Origin of the sequence: Candidatus Pelagibacter sp. HIMB1321 (assembly GCF_900177485.1) — a bacterium.
Lineage (GTDB): Bacteria > Pseudomonadota > Alphaproteobacteria > Pelagibacterales > Pelagibacteraceae > Pelagibacter.
This window is the reverse complement of the sequence record NZ_LT840186.1, coordinates 1,228,779-1,254,341: the sequence shown is the minus strand read 5'-3', so window position 1 is coordinate 1,254,341 and position 25,563 is coordinate 1,228,779. Positions and strand designations below refer to the sequence as shown.

The window sequence follows — 25,563 nt, the reverse complement described above, 5'->3', positions numbered from 1 at the left end:
TAAAAAAGTGAGTTCTTTACTTATCTTCTGTTAATTTTGAACATATAATCATATCATTTTCTATATAAGATCCTTTAAAATATGATTTGTTTCTTTCCCAGTTTTGCTTACCATCAGCAATATAATTGTTAAACAGTCTCTTTCTAATATCTTCTGAGTATTTTTGACTTACTTCAAGACTTTTTTGTTCCTCAATAACCATTAGTTCAACAGATTTGAATAATAGATTGTTTGAAATTTCAATTAATTTTTTAGATTGTAATGAGTCTGATTTCATTAAAACGCCAGACGCAAAAGCATATATAGAACTGCATCTTTGTAATAAGTAAATTTGGGTTTTTTCACTTTCAATATTTTTTTCATCTAAAAATTCTTTTAATGAAATTTCATTACTTGCATATGCAAAATTCTTTATTGCTAAAAAAGTAAAGAGTATTGATAAGAAATAATTAAAAGCCTTCATGTCTTTTACGGTCCATATGCAACTTTTGGTAACCAAGTAACTATTTCTGGAAAATTAAATACGATTGCAACAGCTATCACTTGTAGAATAACAAATGGAATTATTCCTTTATAAATATTTGAAATTGTAATTCCTTGAGGTGCAACCCCTTTCATATAAAATAATGCAAATCCTACAGGTGGCGTTATAAATGATGTTTGCAAAACCACTGCAAACATTACAATAAACCAAACCATATCTACTCCTAGATCCACCATCACAGGTGCTAAAAATGGCAAGATTATTAATGTAATCTCAATCCAATCTAAAAAAAAACCTAGCAAAAACGCAACAAACAAAACTACAATTACTACTCCACTTGTTCCAAAAGGTAATGCTTTTAGAGCTCCCTCTATTAACTCATCGCCACCTAAACCTCTTAAGATCAATGCAAACATTGTAGCTCCAACAAAAAGTGCAAAAATATAAGCGGTTGTATGGGTTGTTTTTCTAATTACAATTTTTAAATCTGAAAATGATAATCTGCCTCTAATTATTGCTAATAAGGATGCGCCCAAAGCTCCAACGCCTGAGGCCTCTGTTGGTGTAGCAATTCCCATAAATATACTTCCTAAAACAGCAAAAATTAATAAAGCTGGCGGTATAATAGATTTTAAAACTCTTAAAATTATTTTTAAATCTACTGGTTCGGCATCTTTAGGTAATGGAGCAGCTTTTGGATTTACATAAGCATAAGCAAAAATAAAGATTGTATATAATAATCCTAATAACAACCCTGGAAATACAGCCCCCATAAATAAATCACCAACTGATATTCTTACTTGATCCCCCATAATCACTAACATAATGCTGGGAGGGATAAGAATCCCAAGTGTTCCTGTAGCACAAACTACTCCACAAGCTAAATTTGGATTGTAATTATTTTTTAACATCAAAGGGACACCTAAAATTGTTAGTAATACTACAGCTGCACCAATAATCCCTGTAGAGGCAGCCAGTAAAACTCCAATAAATACAATTGAGATTGCAAGTCCACCTCTTGTTTTACCAAATAACTTGGAAAGATCAGTCATCAAGTCTTCTGCTATTCCAGATTTATCCATCATTATCCCCATAAAAATAAACATTGGCAAGGCTACCAAAACCCAGTTAGCCATAACACCGTAAAGTCTATAAACAACCATCGATGCAAATCCAAAATCGACACCATAAAAAGTGTCAAAAAGATTGTCAGAAATCATTGAGACAAAAATAAATAAAACTCCTAATCCACCCATAGTCCAGGCAACAGGAAATCCATAAAATATTAACGTTATAAAACTAAAAAATAAGGCAATTGCTAAAAAGTATTCTGAAACTAATGAAATCATCTTCTGTCTCCTAATCCAAACCGAAGTGTTTCTATTATTCTTATGATTCTAGAAAAACCAGAAATTAATAATAAGAAGAAACTGATTACCAAAAAACCTTTTACAAACCATCTTGCAGGCAAACCATTTGCAGATGTTGATCTTTCACTTGATACCCACGACAATTCAAAAAAAGGAACAGCATAATAAAGAACAAGTATTACAAAAGGCAAAAATAAAAACAAAATACCAAACAATTCAAACCATAATTTTTTTCTATAATTTAATTTATCACTTAAAACATCAACTCTTACATGAGAGTCTACTATATATGTTGAAGACAAGCCAACCAACCATCCAATACAATAAAGATGCCATTGAAGCTCTTCAAGTTCAATCATGCCATTTTTAAACACATATCTTAACACTACATTAAGAATGATGACTGCAATTAATATAACCCACAACCAATTAAAGATTTCTCCTATCTGTAAAACTATATTATCAATTTTTTTTGTAATTGGAGTGTGCCTAAGCTGTAATTTTTTATTTAGAGAGCTTTCGGATGAAATAAAATTTTTGGACATAAGTATTTTTTAAAGAATAAAAGCAGCCGGCATAACCGACCGCTTTTATTATAATCAACTTTTTAAGTATTAAATACTAAAAGTTTCTGGGTAAATATCCCCATTTTTGCCAAACATCATATTCTTTCATGAAAGCTTGTTGTGACTCCCATACTTTTTTAAAGTCAGCATCTTTTGCAGATTGTTCGTCCATAACTCTCGCACTAACTTTTTGAAGTTCTCTTAACACACTATCAGGCAATCTTGCTGCTGTTACTCCTTTTGAAGGGAAACTTTCAATTTGTTTACCTTGCAAATATTCTCCAGTAGTAATTGCTCTCATAGCTGCTGCTGTACAAGCCATTTCGAATAGAGCCTGATCAGCTGCTCCCATTTTTTTCCATAAATCTAAATTAATCATAAAATGAGTTGATGTTGAAACTTGGTGCCATCCAGGAAACAAGTTATATTTAGTAATTTTATGAAATCCTAGTACTTCATCAATAGCAGGCATAGAATATTCTGTTGCATCAAGAGTACCTTTCTCAAGAGCTGCAAAAATTTCTCCACCAGCCATTAACGTAGCAGATGCACCAATTTCATTTAAAACCATGCCTCCCAAACCTGAGAAACGTATTTTTAAACCCTTAAGGTCATCTAAGCTTGTAATAGGGTTTCTATACCAACCAGCAGTTTCTGGTCCAATTGTGCTACATAATAAAACTTGAATATTTTGTTTATTATAAATTTCGTTAGCTAATTTTGAACCTTCTCCTTCAAACCACCAAGCTGCATATTCCCAGGGTTCCATTCCAAATGGTACAGCAGCAAACAATACAGCTGCTGGAATTCTACCTTGGTCATAAGCCATATAATTATAGGCAGCAGGTAAATCACCTTTGCTAATTGATGGTGAAATTTCTAAAGGTGGAAGTATCTTTCCAGGCTCATAAACTTTAAGCTGAATCCTTCCATCGGTAGCTCTATTTAATGTATCAGACAATCTAGCAACAGGATCTCCTAACGCAGGCCATCCAGTATTGAAAGTAGATTGAACTTTCCATCTAATTTTATCTGCAGCATTTACTTGATGTACTGAGAAAGTTAACATCAATGAAAATACAGCAAAAATACTAATAGATTTTTTTATTAGTTGTTTCATTATACCCTCTCTTTTTGATTTAAGTTTAAGCTGATGCGATTATAAAAGTACATTTTACAGCTCATTAAAATGCACTCCATGCTTTTCCGTAAAGATCTATCATTTCACTTACAGAAGGCACTTTTGGATTGAGGCTTGGTGCGCCTGAATTTTCTGCATCAGAAGCCATATTCTCCAACTCTTCCTCAAAATTTTTTTTATCTATTCCAAAACTTGATATTGATGGTACCTCAAAATCTTTGTTAATTTTATACAAACCTTTAATTAATTTTTTGCAAGCCTCTTCATCGCTATCAGATGAAAGTGCAAAATTACCAGCTCGACTACAATCAGCATATCTTGATGTTGCATCATTAATTGAAAACTCGGTAATAGTTGGTAGCAACATTGCATTACTCAATCCATGTGGAACTTTAAAATTACTTCCTAGTGGTCTACTCATCCCATGAACTAAACAAATTGATGCATTAGAAAAAGCTAGCCCACCTAATGTTGCTGCCAACATCAATCCTTCTCTTGCTTTAAGATCTTTTGGATTTTTATCTACTTGGTAAATATTTTCACTTACTAATCTTATTGTATCAAGTGCCATCCTATCAGAAAAAAGTGTTGCTTTTTTACTTACATAAGCTTCTATTCCATGGGTTAATGTATCTATAGCACTGTCAATTGTTAGTCTTCTTGGTTTGGATAATGTTAAATCATAGTCCACTATAGCAACTGAAGGTACAAAACCCTCACCTCTGCAAGAAATTTTTTCATTATTATTTGTATCAATAATTACTGCATGATGAGTTACTTCAGAACCTGTTCCAGCTGTTGTTGGAATTGCAATGATAGGCAAACCCTTTTTATCAAACATTGTAGGTGGCTTGTAATCCTGGATGTTTTTACTGTGCATTGACATAGCGGCAATTGCTTTAGCTGTATCGATCGGACTACCTCCTCCAAAACCTATTACAGCATCACTTTTACAGTTCTCTAAAAACTTGATACCTTTTAAAACTACTGTGTCTGTTGGATCAGGCACTGTTTCATCAAACACATCTGATTTAAAACCTGATTTATTCAAAACTTCTTGAAGTTTTTTTACATAACCAAATGATACCATCTGTTTATCAGTAACAATTAATACTGATTTAATAGATCCTAAGATTTTAATTATCTCTGGTAGTTCACTTAAACTACCTCTGCCAATTTGCAAATATCTTGGCACACAAACACGAACATTTTCTCTTTTTTTCAAACAATGTCCTTTTTAATATTATTTTAACTCAATCTAAGCTTAAGTGTAATTAAGAGTCAATAACGATATAGTATTAAATTGATAATTTTTTTCTCATTTAAGAAGGTTAGTTTTTTGACCTATAATTTAAATTATTTAATAATTGCATAAGTAAATTTCTTGTAGTATTAATTTATTTTTTTTAATTAAGGATCAAGCATGAAAAAAATAAGTCATTTTATCAATGGAAAACTATATTCAGACAAAACAGCAAGAACTGGACCAATTTTTAATCCAGCTATTGGAGAAAAAATTGGTGAAGTTGAACTAGGTAGCAAATCTACAGTTGAGTTGGCAATACAAAGCTCAAAAAATGCTTTTATAAAATGGTCTAAGACGACACCTATTAATAGGTCAAGGATCTTATCCAAATACAAAGATTTATTAATGAAAAATATGGAAGAATTGGCTGCAATAGTTTCTGAAGAGCATGGAAAAACAATCCCTGATGCAAAAGGTTCTGTTCAAAGAGGAATAGAGGTTGTTGAATATGCAACTGGTATTACAGACTCATTAAAGGGAGATCATTCTTCAAGCGTTGGTACTAATGTTGACTCATATTCAATGAGACAGCCTTTGGGTGTTTGTGCAGGAATTACACCTTTCAACTTTCCTGCAATGGTGCCTATGTGGATGTATCCTGTTGCAATTGCATGTGGAAATACTTTTGTACTTAAACCATCTGAAAAAGATCCAAGTTGTCCTATAAGACTTGCAGAGTTAGCTATTGAAGCTGGATTGCCTCCAGGTGTGTTAAATGTTGTAAATGGAGATAAAGAGGCTGTTGATACTTTATTGGAGAGTAAAGATGTTCAAGCAATTAGCTTTGTTGGATCAACTCCAATAGCAGAATATGTGTATCACACTGGTACAAAAAATAACAAAAGAGTTCAGGCACTTGGAGGAGCAAAAAATCATATGGTAGTCATGCCAGATGCTGATGTTGATAAAACAACAGATGCATTAATCGGTTCAGCATTTGGATCAGCTGGTGAAAGATGTATGGCTATCTCTGTAGCAGTATGTGTTGGAAAAAAAACAGCCGAAAATTTAAAAACAAAATTATTAGAAGAAACTTCAAAACTTAAAGTTGGCCCATACACAGATAAAGAAAGTGACTTTGGTCCTCTTAATAATAAAGCTCATTATGAAAAGGTTCTGAGTTACATAGATATTGGTGAAAAAGAAGGAGCTAAACTTATTGCCGATGGTAGGAACATGAAATTACAAGGATATGAAAATGGATATTTTGTAGGCCCAACTATATTTGAAGATGTAAAACCAGATATGAAGATCTACAAAGAAGAAATTTTTGGTCCAGTACTCAGCATGATAACCACTGATACATATGAAGACGCTTTAAAGCTTGTTAATGATCATGAGCTTGGTAATGGAGCAGCTGTATTTACAAAAAGTGGAATGATTGCAAAACATTTTACCGAAAATGCTAAAATTGGGATGATTGGAGTAAATGTTCCTATTCCTGTGCCAGTTGCTTATCATAGCTTTGGTGGATGGAAACGATCTCTATTTGGAGATCACTCTATGCATGGTCCAGAAGGTGTTAGGTTTTACACAAAACTTAAAACTGCAACAGTTACTTGGTCGGAAGATAATAGTGGTCCAGAGTTTACTATTCCTGTTCTGTCTTAAATAAGTTTTAAGTTTTAACTTATGTTGAATATTTATGAAAGACATAAATACTAGGACTTCATCTAAAAGAATATTAAATATTTTAGAGGAAGTTATTTTAGATCCAGATAATTTTACTGCTAAAAAAGTTTCACACAAATTAGATATACCACTTCCAACTGTATACAGGCATTTAGAAACATTATGTAAAGAACGATTTTTAGTTGCAAGAAACAATAAAAATTATATTCCGGGACCAAAAATCAGAGATATAATTCTTAATAGTTTGCCTTATGAGCCCAACTTTACTCTCAGGAGGTCTTATCTAAGAAAACTGACAAACGAAATTAAAGAAACAGTTAGCCTTTCTGTTCCAATAGGTACGAAGTTAATATATTTTGATAGAATAGAGTTCCATTGGCCAATGCAATTAAATTTTGAAGCTGGTGATCATTTACCTCTTCATGCATCTGCATCTGGAAAACTTTACTTATCTTTTTTAGACAAAAATAAAGCAATAGAAATTTTTAAGAACATCAAGCCAATAAAAAATGCCAAAAATACAATTACTGATATTAAAAAATTTACAAAAGAGTTATTAAAAATTAAAAAACAAGGGTATGCTTTTGATGATGAAGAGTGGTTTAATGGTATGGTAGGCATATCTTTGCCCATAACAAATTCTAAAGGGGAGCTTTGTTTTTGTCTATCCACTCATACTGCTAAAAGTAGAAAGAATATTGATGATTTAAAAAAAATTTATCCTATTATGAATTCCGTAGCTAAAAATTTAAAAAAAGCTTTGGTTAAAAATTAGCAGTTGCTAACATTTTTTTTATTTCAGCGATGGCTTTTGCTGGATTTAAACCTTTTGGACAAGCGTTAGTGCAGTTCAATATAGTATGACATCTATAAAGCTTCAGCTCATCTGCAACTTTTTTTAATCTTGCTTTTCTTTCTTCATCTCTGCTGTCTACAATCCATCTATATGCTTGAAGCAAAACTGCTGGCCCTAAATATTTATCTCCATTCCACCAATAACTTGGGCATGATGTTGAACAGCATGCACACATTATACATTCGTAAGCACCATCTAATTTAGCTCTATCTTCTTTAGATTGATAAATTTCTGTTGTTTCAGATTTTGAATTAGATTTTAGCCATGGTTCGATTGACTCATATTGTTTGTAAAGCCCGTCTAAATCACCGATTAAATCTCTTTTAACTTTTAAATGCGGCAGAGGATAAATATCCAGATCTCCATTTATTTCGGCATGAGGTGTAGTGCAAGCTAAACCATTTTTTCCACCCATATTCATTGCACAAGATCCACAAACACCATGGGCACATGATCGCCTGTATGCTAAAGTTGGATCTATTTCGTTTTTAATCTTATTTAAAACATCTAAAACTTTTGAGGGACAATTATCTATATCAACCTCATAAGTATCTACTCTTGGATTTTCTCCAGTTGAAGGATCCCATCTATAAACATTTACTTTTTTTATGTTTTTTGAACCAGTCTTGTCTTTGAAATATTTACCTTTTTTTATTTTTGAATTTTCAGGTAAATTTAATTGAACCATTAGTAAACTCTTTCCTGAGGTGGAAAATACTGAACTTCGTTTGTAAGAGTAGATTTGTGAACTGGTCTATAGGTAATCTTAGTATTTTTTCCATCACACCATGAAAGTGTATGTTGCATAAACTTCTCATCATCTCTTTTAGGAAAATCCTCTCTCGCATGAGCTCCTCTGCTCTCTTTTCTATTGTAAGCAGAGTCTACTGTTGCAACAGCTTGTCTAATCAAATTATCAAATTCTAAAGTCTCTACTAAATCAGTATTGAAGATTAAAGATTTATCCTTAACAGAAATAGAGTCCATACCATCATAGGTTTTTTTAATTTCTTCAACACCTTCTTTTAAAGTTTTTTCTGTTCTAAAAACTGCACATTTTGATTGCATAGTTTTTTGCATTGATAATCTTAAATCAGCAGTACTATTTTCTCCATTTGCATTTCTTAATTTATCAAATCTATCTAAACATTTTTGAGTTTCAGACTCTCCTATTTCCTCATGAGGAGCTCCTGGTTTGACTAATTCACTAGCTCTTTTTGCAGCTGCTCTTCCAAAAACAACTAAATCAATTAATGAATTTGAGCCTAACCTATTAGCTCCGTGTACTGATACACATGCGGCTTCACCAATTGCCATTAGACCTGGAACAGTTTTTTCCGATCCATTAACAGTTAATACTTCTGCTTTATAATTTGTAGGTATACCTCCCATATTATAATGAACTGTAGGTACAACTGGAATTGGTTCTTTAGTTACATCTACATCTGCAAATAATCTTGCTGCATCTGTAATTCCTGGCAATCTACTTTCTATAATATCTTTATCTAAATGACTTAAATTTAAATGAACATGATCTGCATCTTTACCTACACCTCTACCTTCATTGATTTCAATCGACATTGATCTACTTACTACATCTCTAGAGGCAAGATCTTTTGCTTTTGGAGCATATCTTTCCATAAATCTTTCGCCTTTAGAATTTGTTAAATAACCACCTTCACCTCTAGCACCCTCTGTAATTAATGTGCCATGCCCATATATTCCTGTTGGATGAAATTGAACAAATTCCATATCTTGTAATGGTAGACCAGCTCTGAGCACCATTGCATTTCCATCTCCTGTACATGTGTGAGCAGACGTTGCTGAATAATAAACTTTTCCATATCCTCCGGTAGCAATAATTACGGTGTGTGCTCTAAATCTATGAATAGTTCCGTCATTTAAATTCCACGCTATCAATCCTTTGCATTCTCCATTCTTCATTAATAAATCTAAGGCAAAATACTCAATGAAAAATTCTGTATTATGTTTAAGCGCTTGACCATAAAGCGTATGTAAAATTGCATGACCTGTTCTATCCGCAGCAGCACAAGTTCTTTGAACAATTCCATTACCATAATTTTTAGTCATTCCACCAAATGGTCTTTGATAAATTTTTCCATCATCAGTTCTACTAAATGGAACACCATACTTTTCTAATTCAATTACAGCTTTTGGCGCTTCTTTACATAAATATTCAATGCTGTCCTGATCCCCAAGCCAGTCAGCTCCTTTAACAGTGTCATACATATGCCAACGCCAATCATCTTCCCCCATGTTACCAAGCGCAGCTGAAATTCCACCTTGTGCAGCTGATGTGTGACTTCTTGTTGGAAATACTTTTGATATACAGGCTGTTTTTAAACCAGCTTCACTCAAACCAACAGCCGCTCTAAGTCCTGATCCACCTGCACCAAGCACAACTACATCATATTCATGTTCTATAATTTTGTATGAACTCATCAGTTTAAGTTAAATAATAATATTATTGTTATTAAAGGGATTATTATAGCAGATAAATATAACAGTCTATTTGCGACATTTTTGAGATTTTTTTGACTAATATAATCTTCAAAAACTTCGCTAATAGTTAAAGCTGAAAAAAAGAAGCCAAAAACTATAAATAAACTGAATAAAAATTTTGAAGTAGAATTCGAAAAAAATTCAACGATTTCATTAAAACTTTTATCGTAAATTGATACAAAATTTAAAATAAACCAAATCATTAATGGAATTAAAATTAGAGAGCTAATTTTGATGAATAACCATTTTTTAGTAGAAGTATTCATTAAATAAAATTTTTTCCTAAAACAAAAATTATAATTGTTAAAAAAATTGAACCAAAAATAACAAGCAGTCCTGTTATTCTTGTGGTTTTAAGTTCAAATCCGTAACCCATATCCATAATCAAATGTCTTATCTCACTTAAAATTTGAAAACTAAAAGACCAAGTTAATCCCAGAATAATAAATTTTCCAATTATTGAATTTAGTAAAAACTCTATTGAATCATAATTGGCCTCACCCAATAAAAGCATAGATGCCCACAAACATATTAATACAAAAGCTACAAAATTTATTATTCCAGTTATTCTATGTGAAATAGAAACTAATGATGAAATATGCCATCTATAGATCTGAAGATGAGGAGATAGTGGATTATTATTTTCCATAGAAATTGTTTTTAATTAAAGTCTCAGCTATTTCTACTGCATTCAAAGCCGCGCCTCTCAATAAATTATCTGAAACAATCCACAAATTTAGACCATTATTAATTGTTTTGTCCTCTCGAATTCTTGAAATAAAAGTCTCATTTTTGCCAGCTGCTTCTAATGGAGTTGAATAACCTCCATCTTTTCTCTCATCAATAACTTTACAGCCATCTGCATTATCTAATAGCTGTCTAACCTTATCCAGTGTAAAAGCCTTTTCAAATTCTATATTAACCGACTCTGAATGAGAAACTAAAACAGGAAGACGAACACAAGTTGCAGTTAATTCAATATTCTTATCTAAAATTTTTTTTGTTTCATTTGTCATTTTAAGCTCTTCTTTTGTGTAACCATCATCTGCAAATACATCGATATGTGGGATAGCATTAAATGCTATTTGTTTTGTAAAATTTTTAGATCTTATTTCTTGATTATTTAAAAACAATTTTGTTTGTTCAATTAATTCGTCCATTGGTGCTTTTCCACCCCCTGAAACGGATTGATAAGTTGAAGTTACTACTCTTTTTATAACAAAAGCATCGTGTAGAGGTTTTAATGCTATAACCAATTGCGCTGTTGAACAATTTGGATTAGCGATTATATTTTTTTTTATGTCCTTTAAATCTTCTGCATTAACTTGAGGAACAATTAATGGAACATCGGGATCCATCCTGTAAAAACTTGAATTATCAATTACAATTGAATTTTGAGCTGCTTTAGTTGCAAAATTTTGTGATATTTTTCCACCTGCAGCAAAAAAAGTTATTTTAGCTTTAGAAAAATCGAATTTTTCAAGATCATAAACTTCTAATTCTTTATCTTTAAATTTAATTTTACTTCCAGCACTTTTAGATGATGCAACTAGATATAAATCATCAAAAGAAAGATTTTTTTTCTCTAAAACTTCTAGAATTTTTCTTCCTACATTACCGGTTGCACCTACTATAGCTATATTCATTCTAGTCTTATACTAAATGAAGGGTAATTCGCAAACGCTTACACTGTAAGATTTATCATCAATTTTGATTGTACCTTTAGTAGAAGTCTTACAATTTGGTTCATTAATCATTGCGATGCCTATAACCTTTTTAAAGTGCGGAGAATAACAAGCAGATCTAAGATCTCCAATTATATCATTATTATGATTCTTAATTTCAACAGATGAAGAAAGGCTAATATTTTCTTTATCTATCTGCACACCCATTAATCTTTTTGAAATTCCATTAGACTTTATCATTTTTAATTTATCTTTACCTAAAAAAGTTATGTCAGATTCTAAATTTACATATTTTTCAAATCCACACTCAAATGGATTATCATTATTATCAAAATCATTTCCATAAGAGAGCAACCCACTTTCAATTCTTTCAATTAAATTTGGACATCCTGGTTTAACATTAAACTCTTCACCAACTTCAAATAGGTGATCATACAAATTTAAACCTGACTGAGTGTTTTCAACATAAACTTCGAATCCACCTTGTTTTGACCAACCAGATCTTGCAATAAGATGTCTTATGCCTTTAAAATCAAAGTACTCAAAACCAAAAAATTTTAAATCTAAAATCTTTTTTCCAAAAACTTTTTCCATCAAACTAAATGACTTTGGACCTTGGATTGCAATAATATCAACATTAGGCTCTGTAATTTTAACATCAAAATTATTCCCTGAGGCCAAACCTTTGGCAAAAAATATTACATCAGAATCTGCAATAGATATCCACCAACGATCATCATTTAATTTCAAAATTACTGGATCATTAACTAGATTTCCATTTTCATCAATAATTGGGCAATAATAACACCTGCCAACTTTAGATTTTGATAAATCTCTACAGGTCATTAGTTGAACAAGTTTGGCTGAGTCTTTTCCTGATATTTCAACTTGTCTTTCTGCTGCAACATCCCAAACTTGAACATCTTTTTTTAGATGATGATAAGAGTCCTCAACAGAACCAAAAGCAGCTGGTAATAACATGTGGTTATAAACTGTGTAGGCAGTAACACCTTGCTTTTCAATTCTTGAAGTATATGGAGTGCTTCTTAAACGTCTTGATTTTGCGATTGAATAATTTTTTGTCATTTTAAAAATTCAGAAATCTTGTCTCTCATTTCAAAAGCATTTTCAATCATAATCATATGACCACAATTTATGATGTGTTGTGTTGAATTTTTTACCATATGAGAAAATTTTTTTCCCTTTTCTATGTTTACCATTTTATCTAATTGACCAAATATGAATAAACTAGGACAGCTAATATCTTCTGCTGCAACCTTACCATTCTGATAGTTATTACATGCAATTAAATCTACTGCTAACATTTCTTTTATATCTCTTGGAGATTGAATAATTCTTTCAATTGGATTTCCTCCAATAAACTTTTTTGAACCTTCATAACCCCATTTCATCATTAATTTTACCGCATCAGAATCTCCACTTTCAGCTAAGCTAATTAAATCTTGATGGACTGGCATTTTATAAGAGCCTCCAATAAAAATTATTTTTTCTAATCTTTTTTTATATCTGTGTGAGTATTCTAGTGCCTCTAAGCATCCTTGAGAATGTCCAATTAGTATTATTTGACCCAAATTTAATTGATCAAAAACTTTTTCTAACCAATCAGCAATTAATTCGATACTTTTAAGACATGGTCCTTCCGAGTTTCCATGTCCTGGCAAATCAATTGAAAGTACATTAAAATTTTTATTTGAAAAGTATTGCTCTACAAGAGACCAAACTATATGGGATAACCCACTTCCGTGTAAAAAAACTATTGTCTTTTTATCTAAATCAACTCCCTGACCAGCATCAGATGCATAAACTGTTTTATTGTCTATTTTGATTATCAATTTTCACCTAAAATTTTTTTCTCAATTCAAATTTTTGAATTTTGCCAGTAGACGTTTTAGGTAATTCACAAAAAACCACTTCTTTTGGAACTTTAAAGCCTGCTAAAGTTTCTCTACAAAAATCTATCAATTCTTTTTCTGTGACAGGTTTGTCTTTAACCATTTCAATAAATGCACAAGGTACTTCACCCCATTTTTCATCAGGTTTTGCAACAACTGCTGCTATTGAAACTGAAGGATGTTTTGACAAAGTATTTTCAATTTCAATAGAAGAAATATTTTCTCCACCTGAAATGATGATATCTTTTGATCTATCTTGTATCTTAATGTATCCATCAGGATGCATCACTGCTAGATCTCCAGAGTGAAACCACCCTCCTGCCATAGCTTTTTCTGTTGCCTCTTTATCTTTAAAATATCCTTTCATTACCACATTACCTCTAAGCATAATTTCACCAATAGTTTTTCCATCTTTAGGTACTTCTTTCATGGTTTCAGGATCCATAATAGTTGCTCCTTCAAGATTTGGATATCTTACACCTTGTCTTGCTTTAATTTCGTTCTGCTTGTCTTCATCAAAATCATTCCATTCATCATTCCATGCACATTGAGTTACATGTCCATAGGTTTCTGTTAATCCATAAACATGCATTACTTCAAAACCTAAATCTTTCATTTTTTTAAAAATTATACTAGGTGGCGGAGCACCTGCAGTTAAAACATGAACTTTGTGATTAAGTTTTTTTCTATCAGCTTCTGGTGCTCCAGTTATCATATTTAAAACTATTGGAGCTCCTCCAAAATGAGTAACTTTATATTTATCAATTAACTCAAAAATTTTTTTTACGTCTATATTTCTAAGACAAATTGTTCTGCCATTTAACATTGGTACTGTCCAAGGATAACACCATCCATTACAATGAAACATTGGGACAACAGTTAAGAAGTTAAGTCTATTTGGCATGTTCCATGCCACTGCACTCCCAGTAGCCATCAAGTATGATCCTCTATGATGATATACAACACCTTTAGGGTTTCCAGTAGTTCCAGAAGTATAGCTTAAAGAAATGGATTGCCATTCATCTTCAGGCATTTTTAATTGATAATCGTCTTCTCCCGTTGCCAAAAAGCTTTCATATTCTAACTCTCCAATTTTTTCTAACTTAGACTGATCTGCAAATTTATCGTGAATGTCTATGATTGTAATTTTTTTATCAACTTTGGTTAATGCTTTTTTAACCTCATGATGAAGTTGTCTATCAACAACCAAAACTTTTGCTTCACTGTGGTTTAAAATATAACTTATTGTATTTGCATCTAATCTAATATTGATTGTGTTCAGAACACCTCCTGTCATAGGAACAGAATAATGAGCCTCAAAAATTTCTGGCGTATTAAAGGCTAAAAATGAAACCGTATCTCCCTTGCCAACACCTATTTTCTCTAATGCACTAGCAAATTTTGTGGCTCTTTTATAAACTTCACTCCAAGTATATTTTCTATCCTCATAAACAATTGCCTCATAATTTGGATAGATATCTTTAGCTCTTTGCAAAAAGGTAAGTGGTGTTAAAGGAACATAATTAGCTTTATTTTTATCTAAATTTATTTCGTAATTGTTCATGATTAGTTAAATTTAAATTTCATTATGTTAGAACTTCCGGAGATCGCTGTTTTATAATGTTGTTCAGATCTTGGTAAAACTTTTTCAAAATAAAATTTAGCAGTATTTATTTTGTCTTCATAAAATTCTTTATTTTCATCAAAATTTTTAAAACTAGCCTCTAAAACTTTTATCCAAGCGTATGCAACTGAAACGTAACCTAGGGTTCTTAAATAATCATTAGCAGCAGCACTAACATCATCTTTTTCTGATTTATTCTTATCTTCAATCCAGTTGCTAAATTTGCTTAAGAGTTCGTGGTAATAATTAAATTCTTTAGTAAATGGTTTAATTTTTTCATTTTCACTCTTACAATCTAATTTAATCATCTCTAAAAACCTGTTGATGATATTGCCATTTCTATTAGATAGTTTTCTAAAGACTAAATCTGCCGCTTGAACAGAATTTGTTCCCTCATAAATAGGGGTTATTCTATTATCCCTGTAAAACTGTTCAATCCCCTGATCTTTTGTATATCCATATCCACCATGAATTTGCATAGCATCATTGGTAATTTCAACTGCCAAATCTGTAAAAAGAGATTTTACTACAGGAGTCATTAGCGAAACATAATCGGATGCTTCTTGCTTTATTTTTTCATCTGTATGATGAAGACTTACTTCTGTTTGTTGAGATAACCAAAAACAAAGTGCTCTCTCTCCCTCAATAATAGATTTCATATTTAATAAAGATCTTCGTATATCGGCATGTTCTATAATGAAATCAGCGCCATTTGTTGATTTAGTGTTGTTAGTTTTTCCCTGCTTACGCTCCTTTGCATAAGCTAAAGAGTTTTGATAAGCAATTTCAGAAATTCCTAATCCTTGAATTCCAACAACTATTCTCTCTAGATTCATCATAGTAAACATTGCATTAAGACCTTTATCCTTTTGACCAATCATATATCCCGTAGCCTCATCAAAGTTTAAAACACAAGTTGCAGAACCTTTAATTCCCATCTTGTTTTCTATTGATCCTGTTGAAATTCCATTTCTTGGGCCAATTACTCCATCTTCTTTAACCAAAAATTTTGGAACTAAAAATAAACTTATTCCTTTAGTGCCAGCTGGTGAGTCTGATGCTCTTGCTAAAACTAAATGAATAATGTTTTCAGTCAGATCATGATCTCCTGAAGTAATAAAAATTTTTTGACCACTTATTTTATAAGTGCCATCTGCTTGAGAAACTGCTTTTGTTTTAAGTAGACCCAAATCTGTACCACATACAGGCTCTGTTAAACACATTGTGCCACTCCATTTGCCTTCTACTATTTTTGGTAAATACTTATCTTTTATTTCGTCAGTTGCATGATGATTAATACAGTTATATGCGCCAATACTTAATTCGCTATAAAGCTTAAAAGATAAACTTGCAGACGATAACATTTCATCAAAAAAAGCACTTACAGTTTTAGGCATGCCCTGACCCCCATACTTTGGATCGCATGATAAAGATGTCCAACCGTCTTCAATATACTTTTTGTAGGCATCTTTATATCCTGGGGGAGTTCTTACAACTCCATTTTCTAAAACTGCAGGATTTTCATCTCCTGCTTTTGCTAGAGGCAATATTAAGTTTTGATTTATCTTAGCTGCTTCCTCTAAAATATCTTTTACAAGATCGGGAGTAACTTCTTTATATCTCTCAATTTCATTATAATTTTTGTTATCTCTTAATTTTTCAAAGAGAAACATCATATCTTCTACTGGTGCATTGTAGATCGGCATTAAATTAGTTTAGTTGAATTAGTTAATTATTGCAATTTTGAAATAATTGCATCACCCATTTGAGAAGTTGAAACTTCTTTTTTACCCTCAGACATAATATCTTTTGTTCTAAGACCATCATTAAGAACTTTTTGTACTGCATTTTCTAATAAATCTGCTTCTTTATCTAAATCAAGTGAGTATCTAAGTGCCATTGCAAAACTTAAAATAGTTGCAATTGGATTAGCAAGACCTTTGCCTGCTATATCTGGAGCTGAACCATGAATTGGTTCATACATTGCTCTCATTTCACCATCCTTATTTTTTGCACCTAAAGATGCTGATGGTAAAAGACCTAGAGAACCAGTTAACATTGAAGCTTGGTCTGACAACATGTCGCCAAACAAATTGTCTGTGACTATTACATCAAATTGTTTTGGATTTCTTAAAAGTTGCATTGCACAATTGTCAGCTAACATATGGCTTAACTCCACATCTTTATATTCACTATCATGTAGCGCCTGAACTTCTTCTTTCCATAATAGTCCTGCTTCCATTACATTAGATTTTTCACAAGAAGTAACTTTGTTTGATCTTTTTTTTGCAAGATCAAAAGCTACTCTTGCAACTCTTGTGATTTCACTTGTTGTGTATGTATGTGTATTAATTCCTTTTCTTTCACCATTTTCAATTGGTTTTATACCTCTTGGTTCTCCAAAATAAATTCCACCTGTAAGCTCTCTTACGATCATAATATCAAGACCAGAGACTACTTCTGGCTTAAGAGTAGATGCATCAACCAATTGTTCAAAACAAATTGCTGGTCTTAAGTTTGCGAAAAGCTTTAACTCTTTTCTTAATTTTAACAAAGCTCTTTCAGGTTTTTTTGAGAATTCAACATCATCCCATTTTGGACCACCAACCGCACCAAGCATAACAACTGCGCTTTCCAATGCTTTATAAAAAACTTCATCAGTAATTGGCGTTCCATGCTTATCGTAAGAGCATCCACCTGCTAAATCTTCATCAATTTCAAAGTCTAAAGATTTTTTTTCATTAAACCATTTAATGATTTTTTTTACTTCTCCAATTACTTCTGGGCCAATACCATCACCTGGTAGTAAAAGGATTTTTCTTTTTCTAACTTTAATCATTAAAAATCCAGGGTTTTTTTTCTTTCAAGTTTTTCTCAAAACTTTCAATTTTATCTGATTTTTTTAATGATAAAGCGATGTCATCTAAACCCTCTAATAAACATTTCTTTTTAAATGAATCTATTTTAAATTGAACCTCATTATTTCCATAAATAATTTTTTCATCATTTAGATCTACAGAAATTTCTTCTTTTCTATTCGCATACTCAGAGATTTCTTTAATTTTATCTTCAGGAAGAATGATTGGTAAAATTCCATTTTTGAAACAGTTGCTATAAAAAATATCGGCAAAACTTGAACTAATCACACAGGTAATACCAAAATCTAGTAATGCCCATGGAGCGTGCTCTCTTGAAGATCCACATCCAAAATTTTTTCCTGCAATTAAAATCTTAGATTGATTAAAAGGTTCTTGATTTAAGACAAAATTATCAATAACTTTTCCTTGATCATCATACCTCATTTCAAAAAATAAATTTTTTCCTAAACCAGTTCTTTTAATTGTTTTCAGAAACTGTTTTGGGATGATCATATCAGTGTCTATATTAACTATAGGAAGATATGCTGGTATACTTTTTAATGTTGTAAATTTTTGCATTTAATTTTGATACTTTCTAACATCATCTAAACTTCCAGATATTGCTGCAGCTGCAGCCATTCCTGGACTTACCAAATGCGTTCTGCCACCTCTACCTTGTCTACCTTCAAAATTTCTATTTGAAGTCGAAGCACATCTTTCTTCTGGCTTTAATTTATCTGCATTCATTGCAAGACACATTGAACAACCAGGCTCTCTCCATTCAAAGCCTGACTCAACAAAAATTTTATCTAGGCCTTCTTGTTCTGCTTGTTCTTTTACAAGACCTGAACCAGGTACTACCATTGCATGCACATTTGAGGATATCTTTTTATCTTTAAGAATCTTTGCAGCTTCTCTTAGATCCTCTATTCTTCCGTTTGTACAACTTCCTATAAAAACTTTATCAATTTTAATATCCTTGGCAGACATATTAGGCTTTAGTCCCATATAATTTAATGATCTCTCAATCGAATTCTTTCTATCTTCGTCCTTCTCATCATCTGGATTTGGAACTTTTTCATCAATAGTTATTACATCTTGTGGTGATGTTCCCCATGTAATCATTGGAGATATTTCACTTGCGTCAAGATTAATTTCTTTATCAAAAACTGCACCTTCATCAGTTTTTAATGTTTTCCAATATTCTACTGCTTTATCCCATTTATCACCTTTAGGTGACATTGGTTTTCCTTTTAAATAATCAAAAATTTTTTGATCTGGTGCTATAAGACCTGCTCTAGCACCACCTTCAATAGTCATATTGCAAATAGTCATTCTTTGTTCAACACTCAAAGATGTGATTAGATCACCAGCATACTCGATAACACATCCAGTTCCACCAGCAGTACCTATTTTTCCAATTATTTGTAAAATGACATCTTTTGATGTTACTCCTATAGGTAGTTTTCCATTCACATTAATTCTAAAATTTTTTGCTTTTTTTTGAACTAGTGTTTGAGTGGCAAGAACGTGCTCTACTTCTGATGTTCCAATTCCAAATGCAAGCGAGCCAAAGGCACCATGTGTTGCTGTATGACTATCTCCACAAACTATTACTGTGCCAGGTTGAGTAAAACCTTGCTCAGGACCTATTATATGTACAATACCCTGTCTTTTATCATCCATACCAAATAGTTGGACTCCAAATTCCTTACAATTCGCCTCTAGCGTATCTACTTGAATTTTTGATTCTTCGTCTTCAATTCCTTTTGAACGATCTGTTGTTGGTACATTATGATCAGCTACAGCTAATGTTAATTCTGGATGTCTTACTTTTCTTTTAGAATTTCTTAAACCTTCAAATGCTTGAGGACTAGTTACTTCATGAACTAAATGTCTATCAACAAATAATAACGAAGTGCCATCATCTTGTTGATCAACTAGATGATCGTTCCAAATTTTATCGTAAAGAGTTGTAGGCATTGAAAAAAAAATTATTTTTTTTCTGGAGTACTTTCTTTAGCTTGCTCGTTTTTAACAGCTTCCTCTTTTGGGGCTTCTGCTGCTGGTGCTGCCTCTGCTTTAGGAGCTTCTGCTGCTGGAGCAACATTTTCCTCTGTTACCGTTTCTGGTTTCACATCAACATCAATTCCAATTTTTTTTCTAATTTTCTCTGCAATTCTTGCTGATTTACCAGTTCTGTCTCTTAAATAGTAAAGTTTAGCTCTTCTTACTTTTCCAGATCTTATAACTTTAATTGAGTCAATTACTGGACCATATAACGGGAATGTTCTCTCAACACCTTCACCAAATGAAATTTTTCTTACAGTAAAAGAAGAATTTATATCTCTATTTTTTTTTGCAATACAAACTCCTTCGAAGTACTGAATTCTCTCTTTTTTTCCCTCTGTAATTCTTACTCCAACCTTAACAACATCACCTGGGTAAAATTGTGGGATTTTCTTTTCAGATAAAATCTTTGTTACGTTATGTTTATTTATCTCTTCAATTGTTTTCATTTTAATATTTATCAATTAATTGTTCTTATATTTTTGCCATAAATCTGGTCTTCGGACGCGTGTTATAGCCTCAGATTGTGATAAACGCCAGTCTTTAATTTTGTTGTGATCACCCGATAAAAGCACGTCTGGCACTGATTTTTCCTCCCAAATTTGAGGTTTTGTGTATTGAGGATATTCCAATAATCCATTTTGAAAGCTTTCATCATCAACAGATTTTTCATTCCCTAATACTCCAGGCAACAACCTTAGAATACTCTCCAACACAACAAATGCAGCTGTTTCACCTCCAGATAATACATAATCTCCAATACTTATCTCTTCTATATTTCTAGTAGATAATATTCTTTCATCTACACCTTCAAAATGACCACAAATTAATGCTATTGACTTTTCTTTAGATAATTCTTGTGCAAAAGCTTGATCAAATTTTCTTCCTCTTGGAGACAAATAAAAAATCCTTTCACCTTCTACTTTATTTAAATCTAAAGAGTTTGCCAAAACATCTGGTTTTAAGACCATGCCAGAACCGCCTCCGTAGGGAGTATCATCTACAGTTTTATGTTTATCGTTTGCAGCATCTCGAATGTTATTAACTTTTATACTCCATATTTTTTTTTCTAGAGCCTTGCCATACAAACCTTTATTTAAAGGACCCGGAAAAAATTCAGGATAAAGTGTAAAAATTTGAGATTGCCACATAACAAATTATAAAACTATTTTCCCTCTTCTTTTGGAGCTTCTGCTGCTGGTGCTGCCTCTGCTTTAGGAGCTTCTTCTTTTGGAGCTTCTGCTGCTGGCGCTGCCTCTGCTTTAGGAGCTTCTTCTTTTGGAGCTTCTACTGCTGGTGCTGCCTCTGCTTTAGGAGCTTCTTCTTTTGGAGCTTCTGCTGCTGGTGCTGCTTCTTCACCTTCTTTTTTTCTATCTTTTTTTGGAACAGCTTTTTTAGGATTATTTCCATTAGCAGGCATAGGCATTAAATCATTTTCACCTAAAATTCTTGCAACTCTTGTTGTGGGTTGTGCACCTTGGCCTAACCAATACTTAATTCTTTCAGCCTCAAGTCCAACTCTTTCTTTTTTTTCTTTAGGTAATAAAGGATTAAAAAAACCAACCTTTTCAATAAATCTTCCATCTCTTGCAAATCTACTATCTGCAACAACCACTTTATAGACTGGTCTTTTTTTAGTTCCTCCTCTTGATAGTCTTAGTTTTAACATTGTCTCTCCTTATTTTAATTGATTAAATAGCTCTGGTGGTATTCCTTTGTCAGACATACCTTTCAGATTTCCTTTAGACATCTTTTTCATCATTTCAGACATCATTTTAAATTGCTTTAACAATTTATTGATAGTGGCTGGATCTGTGCCAGAGCCATTAGCAATTCTTTTTTTTCTCGAACCATCAATTATCTTTGGGTTCTCTCTTTCTTTTTTTGTCATTGATAAAATTATAGCTTCATTTTTTGTAATGATGCTTTCATCAATTCCAGCTGAATCCATTTGAGATTTTATTTTTGATACACCAGGCATAAAAGACATTATTCCCTCAATGCCTCCCATTTTTTTCATTTGTCTTAATTGAGTTAAATAATCTTCCATAGAGAATTGACCTTTTTTAAGGTTTTCCTCTGCTTGTTTAATTTTCTCTTCTCCTAAGTCTTGAGCGGCTTTTTCTACAAGAGAAACAATATCTCCCATTCCAAGAATTCTGTTAGCAATCCTTTCTGGATGGAACGCCTCAAAATTATCGATTTTTTCACCAATTCCTAAAAACTTTATTGGTACTTCAGATATATATTTCATACTTACCGCAGCACCACCTCTTGCATCACCGTCTGCTCTAGTTAGGATAATTCCTGATAGGTTGACTGTACTTTTAAATTCTTTTGCAACTGAGGCTGCGACTTGACCTGTTAGTGAGTCAGCGACTAGAATTGTTTCAGCAGGATTAATTATATTTTCAATTTGTTTAATTTCGCTCATCATTTGTAAGTCAATTTGAGTTCTTCCAGCAGTATCAAATAGAATTACATCTGCTCCATTAAGGCTTGCGGCACTGATAGCTCTTTGACAAATATCTGCAGGCTGTTGGCCCTCTATGATGGGTAGTGTTAAAATATTATTTTGTTCACCTAAAGATCTTAATTGTTCTTGTGCTGCTGGTCTATAAATGTCCAAACTTACCATCATCACTTTTTTCTTTTTATTAGACTCTAAAAATTTAGCTAATTTTGCTGTAGTTGTGGTTTTTCCAGACCCTTGAAGTCCAACAAGCATCATTGGAACTGGCGGAACTGCATTTAAATTTATATCTGCATTACTATCGCCTAGTAAGCTTACAAGCTCATCATAAACAATTTTAACAACCATATCACCAGGTGAAGTAGATCTTATGATTTCTTGACCTAAGGCTTTTGGTTTTACTTTCTCAATAAATGCTTTGGCTACATCAAGCGAAACATCTGCTTCTAATAAAGCTTGTCTAATTCCTCTTAAACCTTCATCAACTTGCTTTTCATCAAGAGATGGAGCCTTTTTTAAAGAAGAAAATATTTCTTCAAATTTATTTGTTAAATTTTCAAACATATTTATTACACACAGCAGTAATCGCACTAGTGGGCGAACCCTCGCTGACTAGTGTCGATCTCTTTGTTTCCAAAGACACCGCAAATTTAATGTTTTTGCGGAAACTGCTGCAAACTATAATAGAGCTACAAAAAGTCAATAAATAAGTTAAATAACTAAATATGGAATTTAGTGCGTACAAAATGGATGGTTTAGGTAATGATTTTGTAATCATAGATAATAGATCAAATCCAATTAATCTAAACAAAGGGCAAATTTTAAAAATTTGTGACAGAAAATTCATAGGTTGTGATCAGCTCATAATTATAAATAATCATGACAAGTCTGATGCAAAAATAGATTTTTTTAATTCAGATGGAAGTGTATCTGGTGCATGTGGAAATGGCACAAGATGTGTTGCTGATCTTTTATCAAAAGAAAATGGTAAAAATAATATTTCTTTAGTTACATCTACTGGAGAACTTAAATCAGATATACTAGGAAAAAATCTAGTTGAAACTGGTATTGGATTTGGAAAAACTAACTGGAATGAAATACCACTTTCAAAAAATGTAAATACAAAAAATTTACAAATAGAGATTCTTGATAATGATAACAAATCACATATCGGTGGAACAGCAATCAGTGTTGGCAATCCACATGTAGTTTTTTTTGTAAATAATTTAGAAAATTTTAATATTGAAAAAATTGGGCCAATTATAGAAAAGCATGAATTATTTCCTGAAAGATGCAATGTAACTATTGCACAGGTAATGAATAAACAATCAATAAAAGTTAAAGTATGGGAGCGTGGAGCTGGATTAACTAAGGCCTGTGGAACGGCTGCTTGTGCTACTGCGTTTGCAGGATTGATACATAACCTTTCATCTAACCAAGTTGATATAGTGTTTAAAACAGGAAATTTATCTATTTCAATAGATCAAAATAATTTTATCAAAATGAAAGGCCCTGTCTCTGATATAAAAAAAATAGATATTAAGTTGTAATGGGAATATTTGATAAATTTAAAACTGGTTTTCAAAAAAGTGCAGCTGCTTTTACAAGTGGTCTAAAAGAAATAATTGTCAAAAAAGAACTAGATGACAAAAGTCTAAATGATATTGAAGATTTTTTAATTCAGTCAGATGTAGGTGTTGCAGCTTCAGCAGAAATAAAATCTATAATTTCTGAAAAAAAAATTAACCCCAGCAAAGATTTAAAAGATGAAATAAATTTAATACTTAAAGAATATATTGTGACATTAATGAAACCATTAGAAAATGAAAATTTTTTTAATAAAAAAGAAAAATTGAATGCAACTTTGGTTTCTGGTGTTAATGGGGTTGGCAAAACAACAACTATTGGAAAAATAAGTAAAATTTTAAAATCAAATGGTAACAAAATTATGCTTGCTGCCTCAGATACATTTAGGGCAGCAGCAATTGAACAATTAGAAATGTGGGCAAAAAAAATTGATGTTAATATTACAAAATCTTCTCAAGGTTCTGATCCAGCTTCTGTTGCCTACAAAGCAATTGATGAGGCTTTAAAAAATAATTTTGACCAAGTCTTAATTGATACTGCTGGAAGATTACAAAACAAAAAAAATTTGATGGAAGAGTATAAAAAAATTGCAAATGTTACAAAAAAAATTGATCCTGAGGCTCCTCATGATGTTATTTTAGTTTTAGATGCAACTTCAGGTCAAAATGTAATCAATCAAGTAGAAGAATTTAATAAAATAATTCCAATTACTGGGATTGTTATGACCAAATTAGATGGCACTGCAAAAGGTGGGATTTTATTGGCTGTTGCAAAAAAATATAAACTTCCAATTATTGCACTTGGTTTAGGTGAAAAAGAGGATGACCTACAAATATTTAATGCTGAAATATTTGCGAATACTTTTATTCAAACTAGTTAATTAAATTACTAGAAATTAGTGGCTTGTGTAGACTGCACTTATAGTTATCCTCTAAATTTGAGTGACCACAATTTTTTGCAAACGAAGAAATGATAAAGTCAAATTTTCCATTAGATGGATAAAGCTCTAATTTTTTTTTATTTATATCAAATTTAAAATTAGCTCTTAAACTTTTAACAGCACTTATCATTATTAGAGTTTGATTATCTTTAAGTAAATAATAAGCAAAATCATCTGGAAAAACTGGAAAATCGTACTCTTCTAAATAATATCTTGCCTGAGCAGGAAACCATTCATATGAAATTAGAGGAGATGATTTTTTTGATTTATAATCATAAATATAAAGATCTTTGGGATAATCATTAATATAATTAGCAGTTTCACCTCTTGCTAAAACTGATTTTTCTCTAGATTTAAAATACAATGCAAAATCTTGATTGTGTGAATTCATTTGATCTAAATAAAATAGATCTTCAGCTTTAAATTCATAATCTTTTGCAAATACAACGTTAAAAGTATTCAATATTAAAATGATTAAAATAAAAAATTTTTTCATCTTAAAGATATAAAACGAAATTTAGAATTATATTTGTTT

26 protein-coding genes are annotated in these 25,563 nt (G+C 31.9%); 4 read left to right on the top strand and 22 right to left on the bottom strand.

Translation table 11 applies throughout. The features are described 5' to 3' along the window. Window positions 1-16 precede the first annotated feature (16 nt). The 5 genes from B9N70_RS06730 to B9N70_RS06710 all read right to left on the bottom strand — a co-directional run bounded on the left by B9N70_RS06730 (window position 17) and on the right by B9N70_RS06710 (window position 4,786). Window positions 17-463: a hypothetical protein gene (locus B9N70_RS06730; protein WP_085115027.1), complete on the bottom strand. Its 447-nt coding sequence runs from the start codon at window positions 461-463 to the stop codon at window positions 17-19. 5 nt (window positions 464-468) lie between these two features. Beyond that, the gene (locus B9N70_RS06725) at window positions 469-1,833 is read right to left on the bottom strand and encodes a TRAP transporter large permease (protein WP_085115026.1); all 1,365 of its coding nucleotides are present in this window, start codon (window positions 1,831-1,833) and stop codon (window positions 469-471) included. After that, window positions 1,830-2,399 (bottom strand): TRAP transporter small permease subunit, encoded by a 570-nt coding sequence (locus B9N70_RS06720; RefSeq protein WP_085115025.1) that lies wholly within the window; start codon window positions 2,397-2,399, stop codon window positions 1,830-1,832. The genes B9N70_RS06725 and B9N70_RS06720 overlap by 4 nt, the downstream gene beginning before the upstream one ends. 76 nt (window positions 2,400-2,475) lie before the next feature. Beyond that, window positions 2,476-3,540, bottom strand: a complete 1,065-nt coding sequence (locus B9N70_RS06715; protein ID WP_085115024.1) for a TRAP transporter substrate-binding protein — start codon at window positions 3,538-3,540, stop codon at window positions 2,476-2,478. Between the two features lie 64 nt (window positions 3,541-3,604). Then, window positions 3,605-4,786 (bottom strand): iron-containing alcohol dehydrogenase, encoded by a 1,182-nt coding sequence (locus B9N70_RS06710; RefSeq protein ID WP_197684940.1) that lies wholly within the window; start codon window positions 4,784-4,786, stop codon window positions 3,605-3,607. Window positions 4,787-4,984: 198 nt separating this feature from the next. On the opposite strand from B9N70_RS06710, the gene B9N70_RS06705 reads away from it, so the two are divergent. Beyond that, window positions 4,985-6,478 (top strand): CoA-acylating methylmalonate-semialdehyde dehydrogenase, encoded by a 1,494-nt coding sequence (locus B9N70_RS06705; RefSeq protein ID WP_085115023.1) that lies wholly within the window; start codon window positions 4,985-4,987, stop codon window positions 6,476-6,478. Between the two features lie 34 nt (window positions 6,479-6,512). After that, window positions 6,513-7,274, top strand: a complete 762-nt coding sequence (locus tag B9N70_RS06700) for an IclR family transcriptional regulator (protein WP_085115022.1) — start codon at window positions 6,513-6,515, stop codon at window positions 7,272-7,274. Here B9N70_RS06700 and B9N70_RS06695 read toward each other — a convergent pair. From B9N70_RS06695 to ffh, 16 genes are read right to left on the bottom strand one after another with little or no spacing between them, the layout of a single operon-like run. Next, window positions 7,264-8,043, bottom strand: a complete 780-nt coding sequence (locus B9N70_RS06695) for a succinate dehydrogenase iron-sulfur subunit (RefSeq protein ID WP_085115021.1) — start codon at window positions 8,041-8,043, stop codon at window positions 7,264-7,266. The genes B9N70_RS06700 and B9N70_RS06695 overlap by 11 nt on opposite strands. After that, the gene (gene sdhA / locus B9N70_RS06690) at window positions 8,043-9,818 is read right to left on the bottom strand and encodes a succinate dehydrogenase flavoprotein subunit (RefSeq protein ID WP_085115020.1); all 1,776 of its coding nucleotides are present in this window, start codon (window positions 9,816-9,818) and stop codon (window positions 8,043-8,045) included. The genes B9N70_RS06695 and sdhA overlap by 1 nt, the downstream gene beginning before the upstream one ends. Further along, on the bottom strand, window positions 9,818-10,144 hold the full coding sequence (gene sdhD, locus B9N70_RS06685; protein WP_085115019.1) for a succinate dehydrogenase, hydrophobic membrane anchor protein: 327 nt from the start codon (window positions 10,142-10,144) through the stop codon (window positions 9,818-9,820). Before sdhD ends, sdhA begins: the two co-directional genes overlap by 1 nt. Further along, window positions 10,144-10,527, bottom strand: a complete 384-nt coding sequence (gene sdhC / locus B9N70_RS06680; RefSeq protein ID WP_085115018.1) for a succinate dehydrogenase, cytochrome b556 subunit — start codon at window positions 10,525-10,527, stop codon at window positions 10,144-10,146. The genes sdhD and sdhC overlap by 1 nt, the downstream gene beginning before the upstream one ends. Next, window positions 10,517-11,524, bottom strand: a complete 1,008-nt coding sequence (locus B9N70_RS06675; protein ID WP_085115017.1) for an aspartate-semialdehyde dehydrogenase — start codon at window positions 11,522-11,524, stop codon at window positions 10,517-10,519. The genes sdhC and B9N70_RS06675 overlap by 11 nt, the downstream gene beginning before the upstream one ends. A gap of 12 nt (window positions 11,525-11,536) precedes the next feature. Next, the gene (locus B9N70_RS06670; RefSeq protein WP_085115016.1) at window positions 11,537-12,649 is read right to left on the bottom strand and encodes a dimethylsulfoniopropionate demethylase; all 1,113 of its coding nucleotides are present in this window, start codon (window positions 12,647-12,649) and stop codon (window positions 11,537-11,539) included. Then, complete coding sequence (locus B9N70_RS06665) at window positions 12,646-13,416, bottom strand: alpha/beta fold hydrolase (RefSeq protein WP_085115015.1); 771 nt, start codon at window positions 13,414-13,416, stop codon at window positions 12,646-12,648. Before B9N70_RS06665 ends, B9N70_RS06670 begins: the two co-directional genes overlap by 4 nt. Before the next feature lie 7 nt (window positions 13,417-13,423). Continuing rightward, window positions 13,424-15,040 (bottom strand): acyl-CoA synthetase, encoded by a 1,617-nt coding sequence (locus B9N70_RS06660; RefSeq protein WP_085115014.1) that lies wholly within the window; start codon window positions 15,038-15,040, stop codon window positions 13,424-13,426. Between the two features lie 2 nt (window positions 15,041-15,042). Continuing rightward, window positions 15,043-16,806, bottom strand: a complete 1,764-nt coding sequence (locus B9N70_RS06655; RefSeq protein WP_085115013.1) for an acyl-CoA dehydrogenase family protein — start codon at window positions 16,804-16,806, stop codon at window positions 15,043-15,045. A gap of 26 nt (window positions 16,807-16,832) precedes the next feature. Beyond that, entirely contained in the window at window positions 16,833-17,939 is a 1,107-nt protein-coding gene (gene leuB / locus B9N70_RS06650) for a 3-isopropylmalate dehydrogenase (RefSeq protein ID WP_085115012.1), read from the bottom strand. Continuing rightward, a complete protein-coding gene (gene leuD, locus B9N70_RS06645; protein ID WP_085115011.1) occupies window positions 17,932-18,537 on the bottom strand; it encodes a 3-isopropylmalate dehydratase small subunit in 606 nt (201 codons plus the stop codon). Before leuD ends, leuB begins: the two co-directional genes overlap by 8 nt. After that, the gene (gene leuC, locus B9N70_RS06640; protein ID WP_085115010.1) at window positions 18,538-19,941 is read right to left on the bottom strand and encodes a 3-isopropylmalate dehydratase large subunit; all 1,404 of its coding nucleotides are present in this window, start codon (window positions 19,939-19,941) and stop codon (window positions 18,538-18,540) included. Between the two features lie 11 nt (window positions 19,942-19,952). Then, entirely contained in the window at window positions 19,953-20,477 is a 525-nt protein-coding gene (rplS, locus tag B9N70_RS06635; RefSeq protein ID WP_085115009.1) for a 50S ribosomal protein L19, read from the bottom strand. Window positions 20,478-20,492: 15 nt separating this feature from the next. Next, window positions 20,493-21,179, bottom strand: coding sequence for a tRNA (guanosine(37)-N1)-methyltransferase TrmD (trmD, locus tag B9N70_RS06630; RefSeq protein WP_085115008.1), 687 nt, complete (start codon window positions 21,177-21,179; stop codon window positions 20,493-20,495). A gap of 14 nt (window positions 21,180-21,193) precedes the next feature. Continuing rightward, on the bottom strand, window positions 21,194-21,697 hold the full coding sequence (gene rpsP / locus B9N70_RS06625; protein ID WP_085115007.1) for a 30S ribosomal protein S16: 504 nt from the start codon (window positions 21,695-21,697) through the stop codon (window positions 21,194-21,196). 9 nt (window positions 21,698-21,706) lie between these two features. Then, a complete protein-coding gene (ffh, locus tag B9N70_RS06620) occupies window positions 21,707-23,065 on the bottom strand; it encodes a signal recognition particle protein (protein ID WP_085115006.1) in 1,359 nt (452 codons plus the stop codon). Between the two features lie 182 nt (window positions 23,066-23,247). Between ffh and dapF the strand changes: the two genes are divergently transcribed. Further along, window positions 23,248-24,051, top strand: a complete 804-nt coding sequence (gene dapF / locus B9N70_RS06615) for a diaminopimelate epimerase (protein ID WP_231909394.1) — start codon at window positions 23,248-23,250, stop codon at window positions 24,049-24,051. Beyond that, on the top strand, window positions 24,051-24,968 hold the full coding sequence (gene ftsY / locus B9N70_RS06610; RefSeq protein ID WP_085115004.1) for a signal recognition particle-docking protein FtsY: 918 nt from the start codon (window positions 24,051-24,053) through the stop codon (window positions 24,966-24,968). The genes dapF and ftsY overlap by 1 nt, the downstream gene beginning before the upstream one ends. Here ftsY and B9N70_RS06605 read toward each other — a convergent pair. After that, window positions 24,961-25,524 carry a hypothetical protein gene (locus B9N70_RS06605; protein ID WP_085115003.1) on the bottom strand — a complete coding sequence of 188 codons (564 nt, stop codon included), beginning with the start codon at window positions 25,522-25,524 and terminating at the stop codon, window positions 24,961-24,963. The genes ftsY and B9N70_RS06605 overlap by 8 nt on opposite strands. Window positions 25,525-25,563 lie beyond the last annotated feature (39 nt).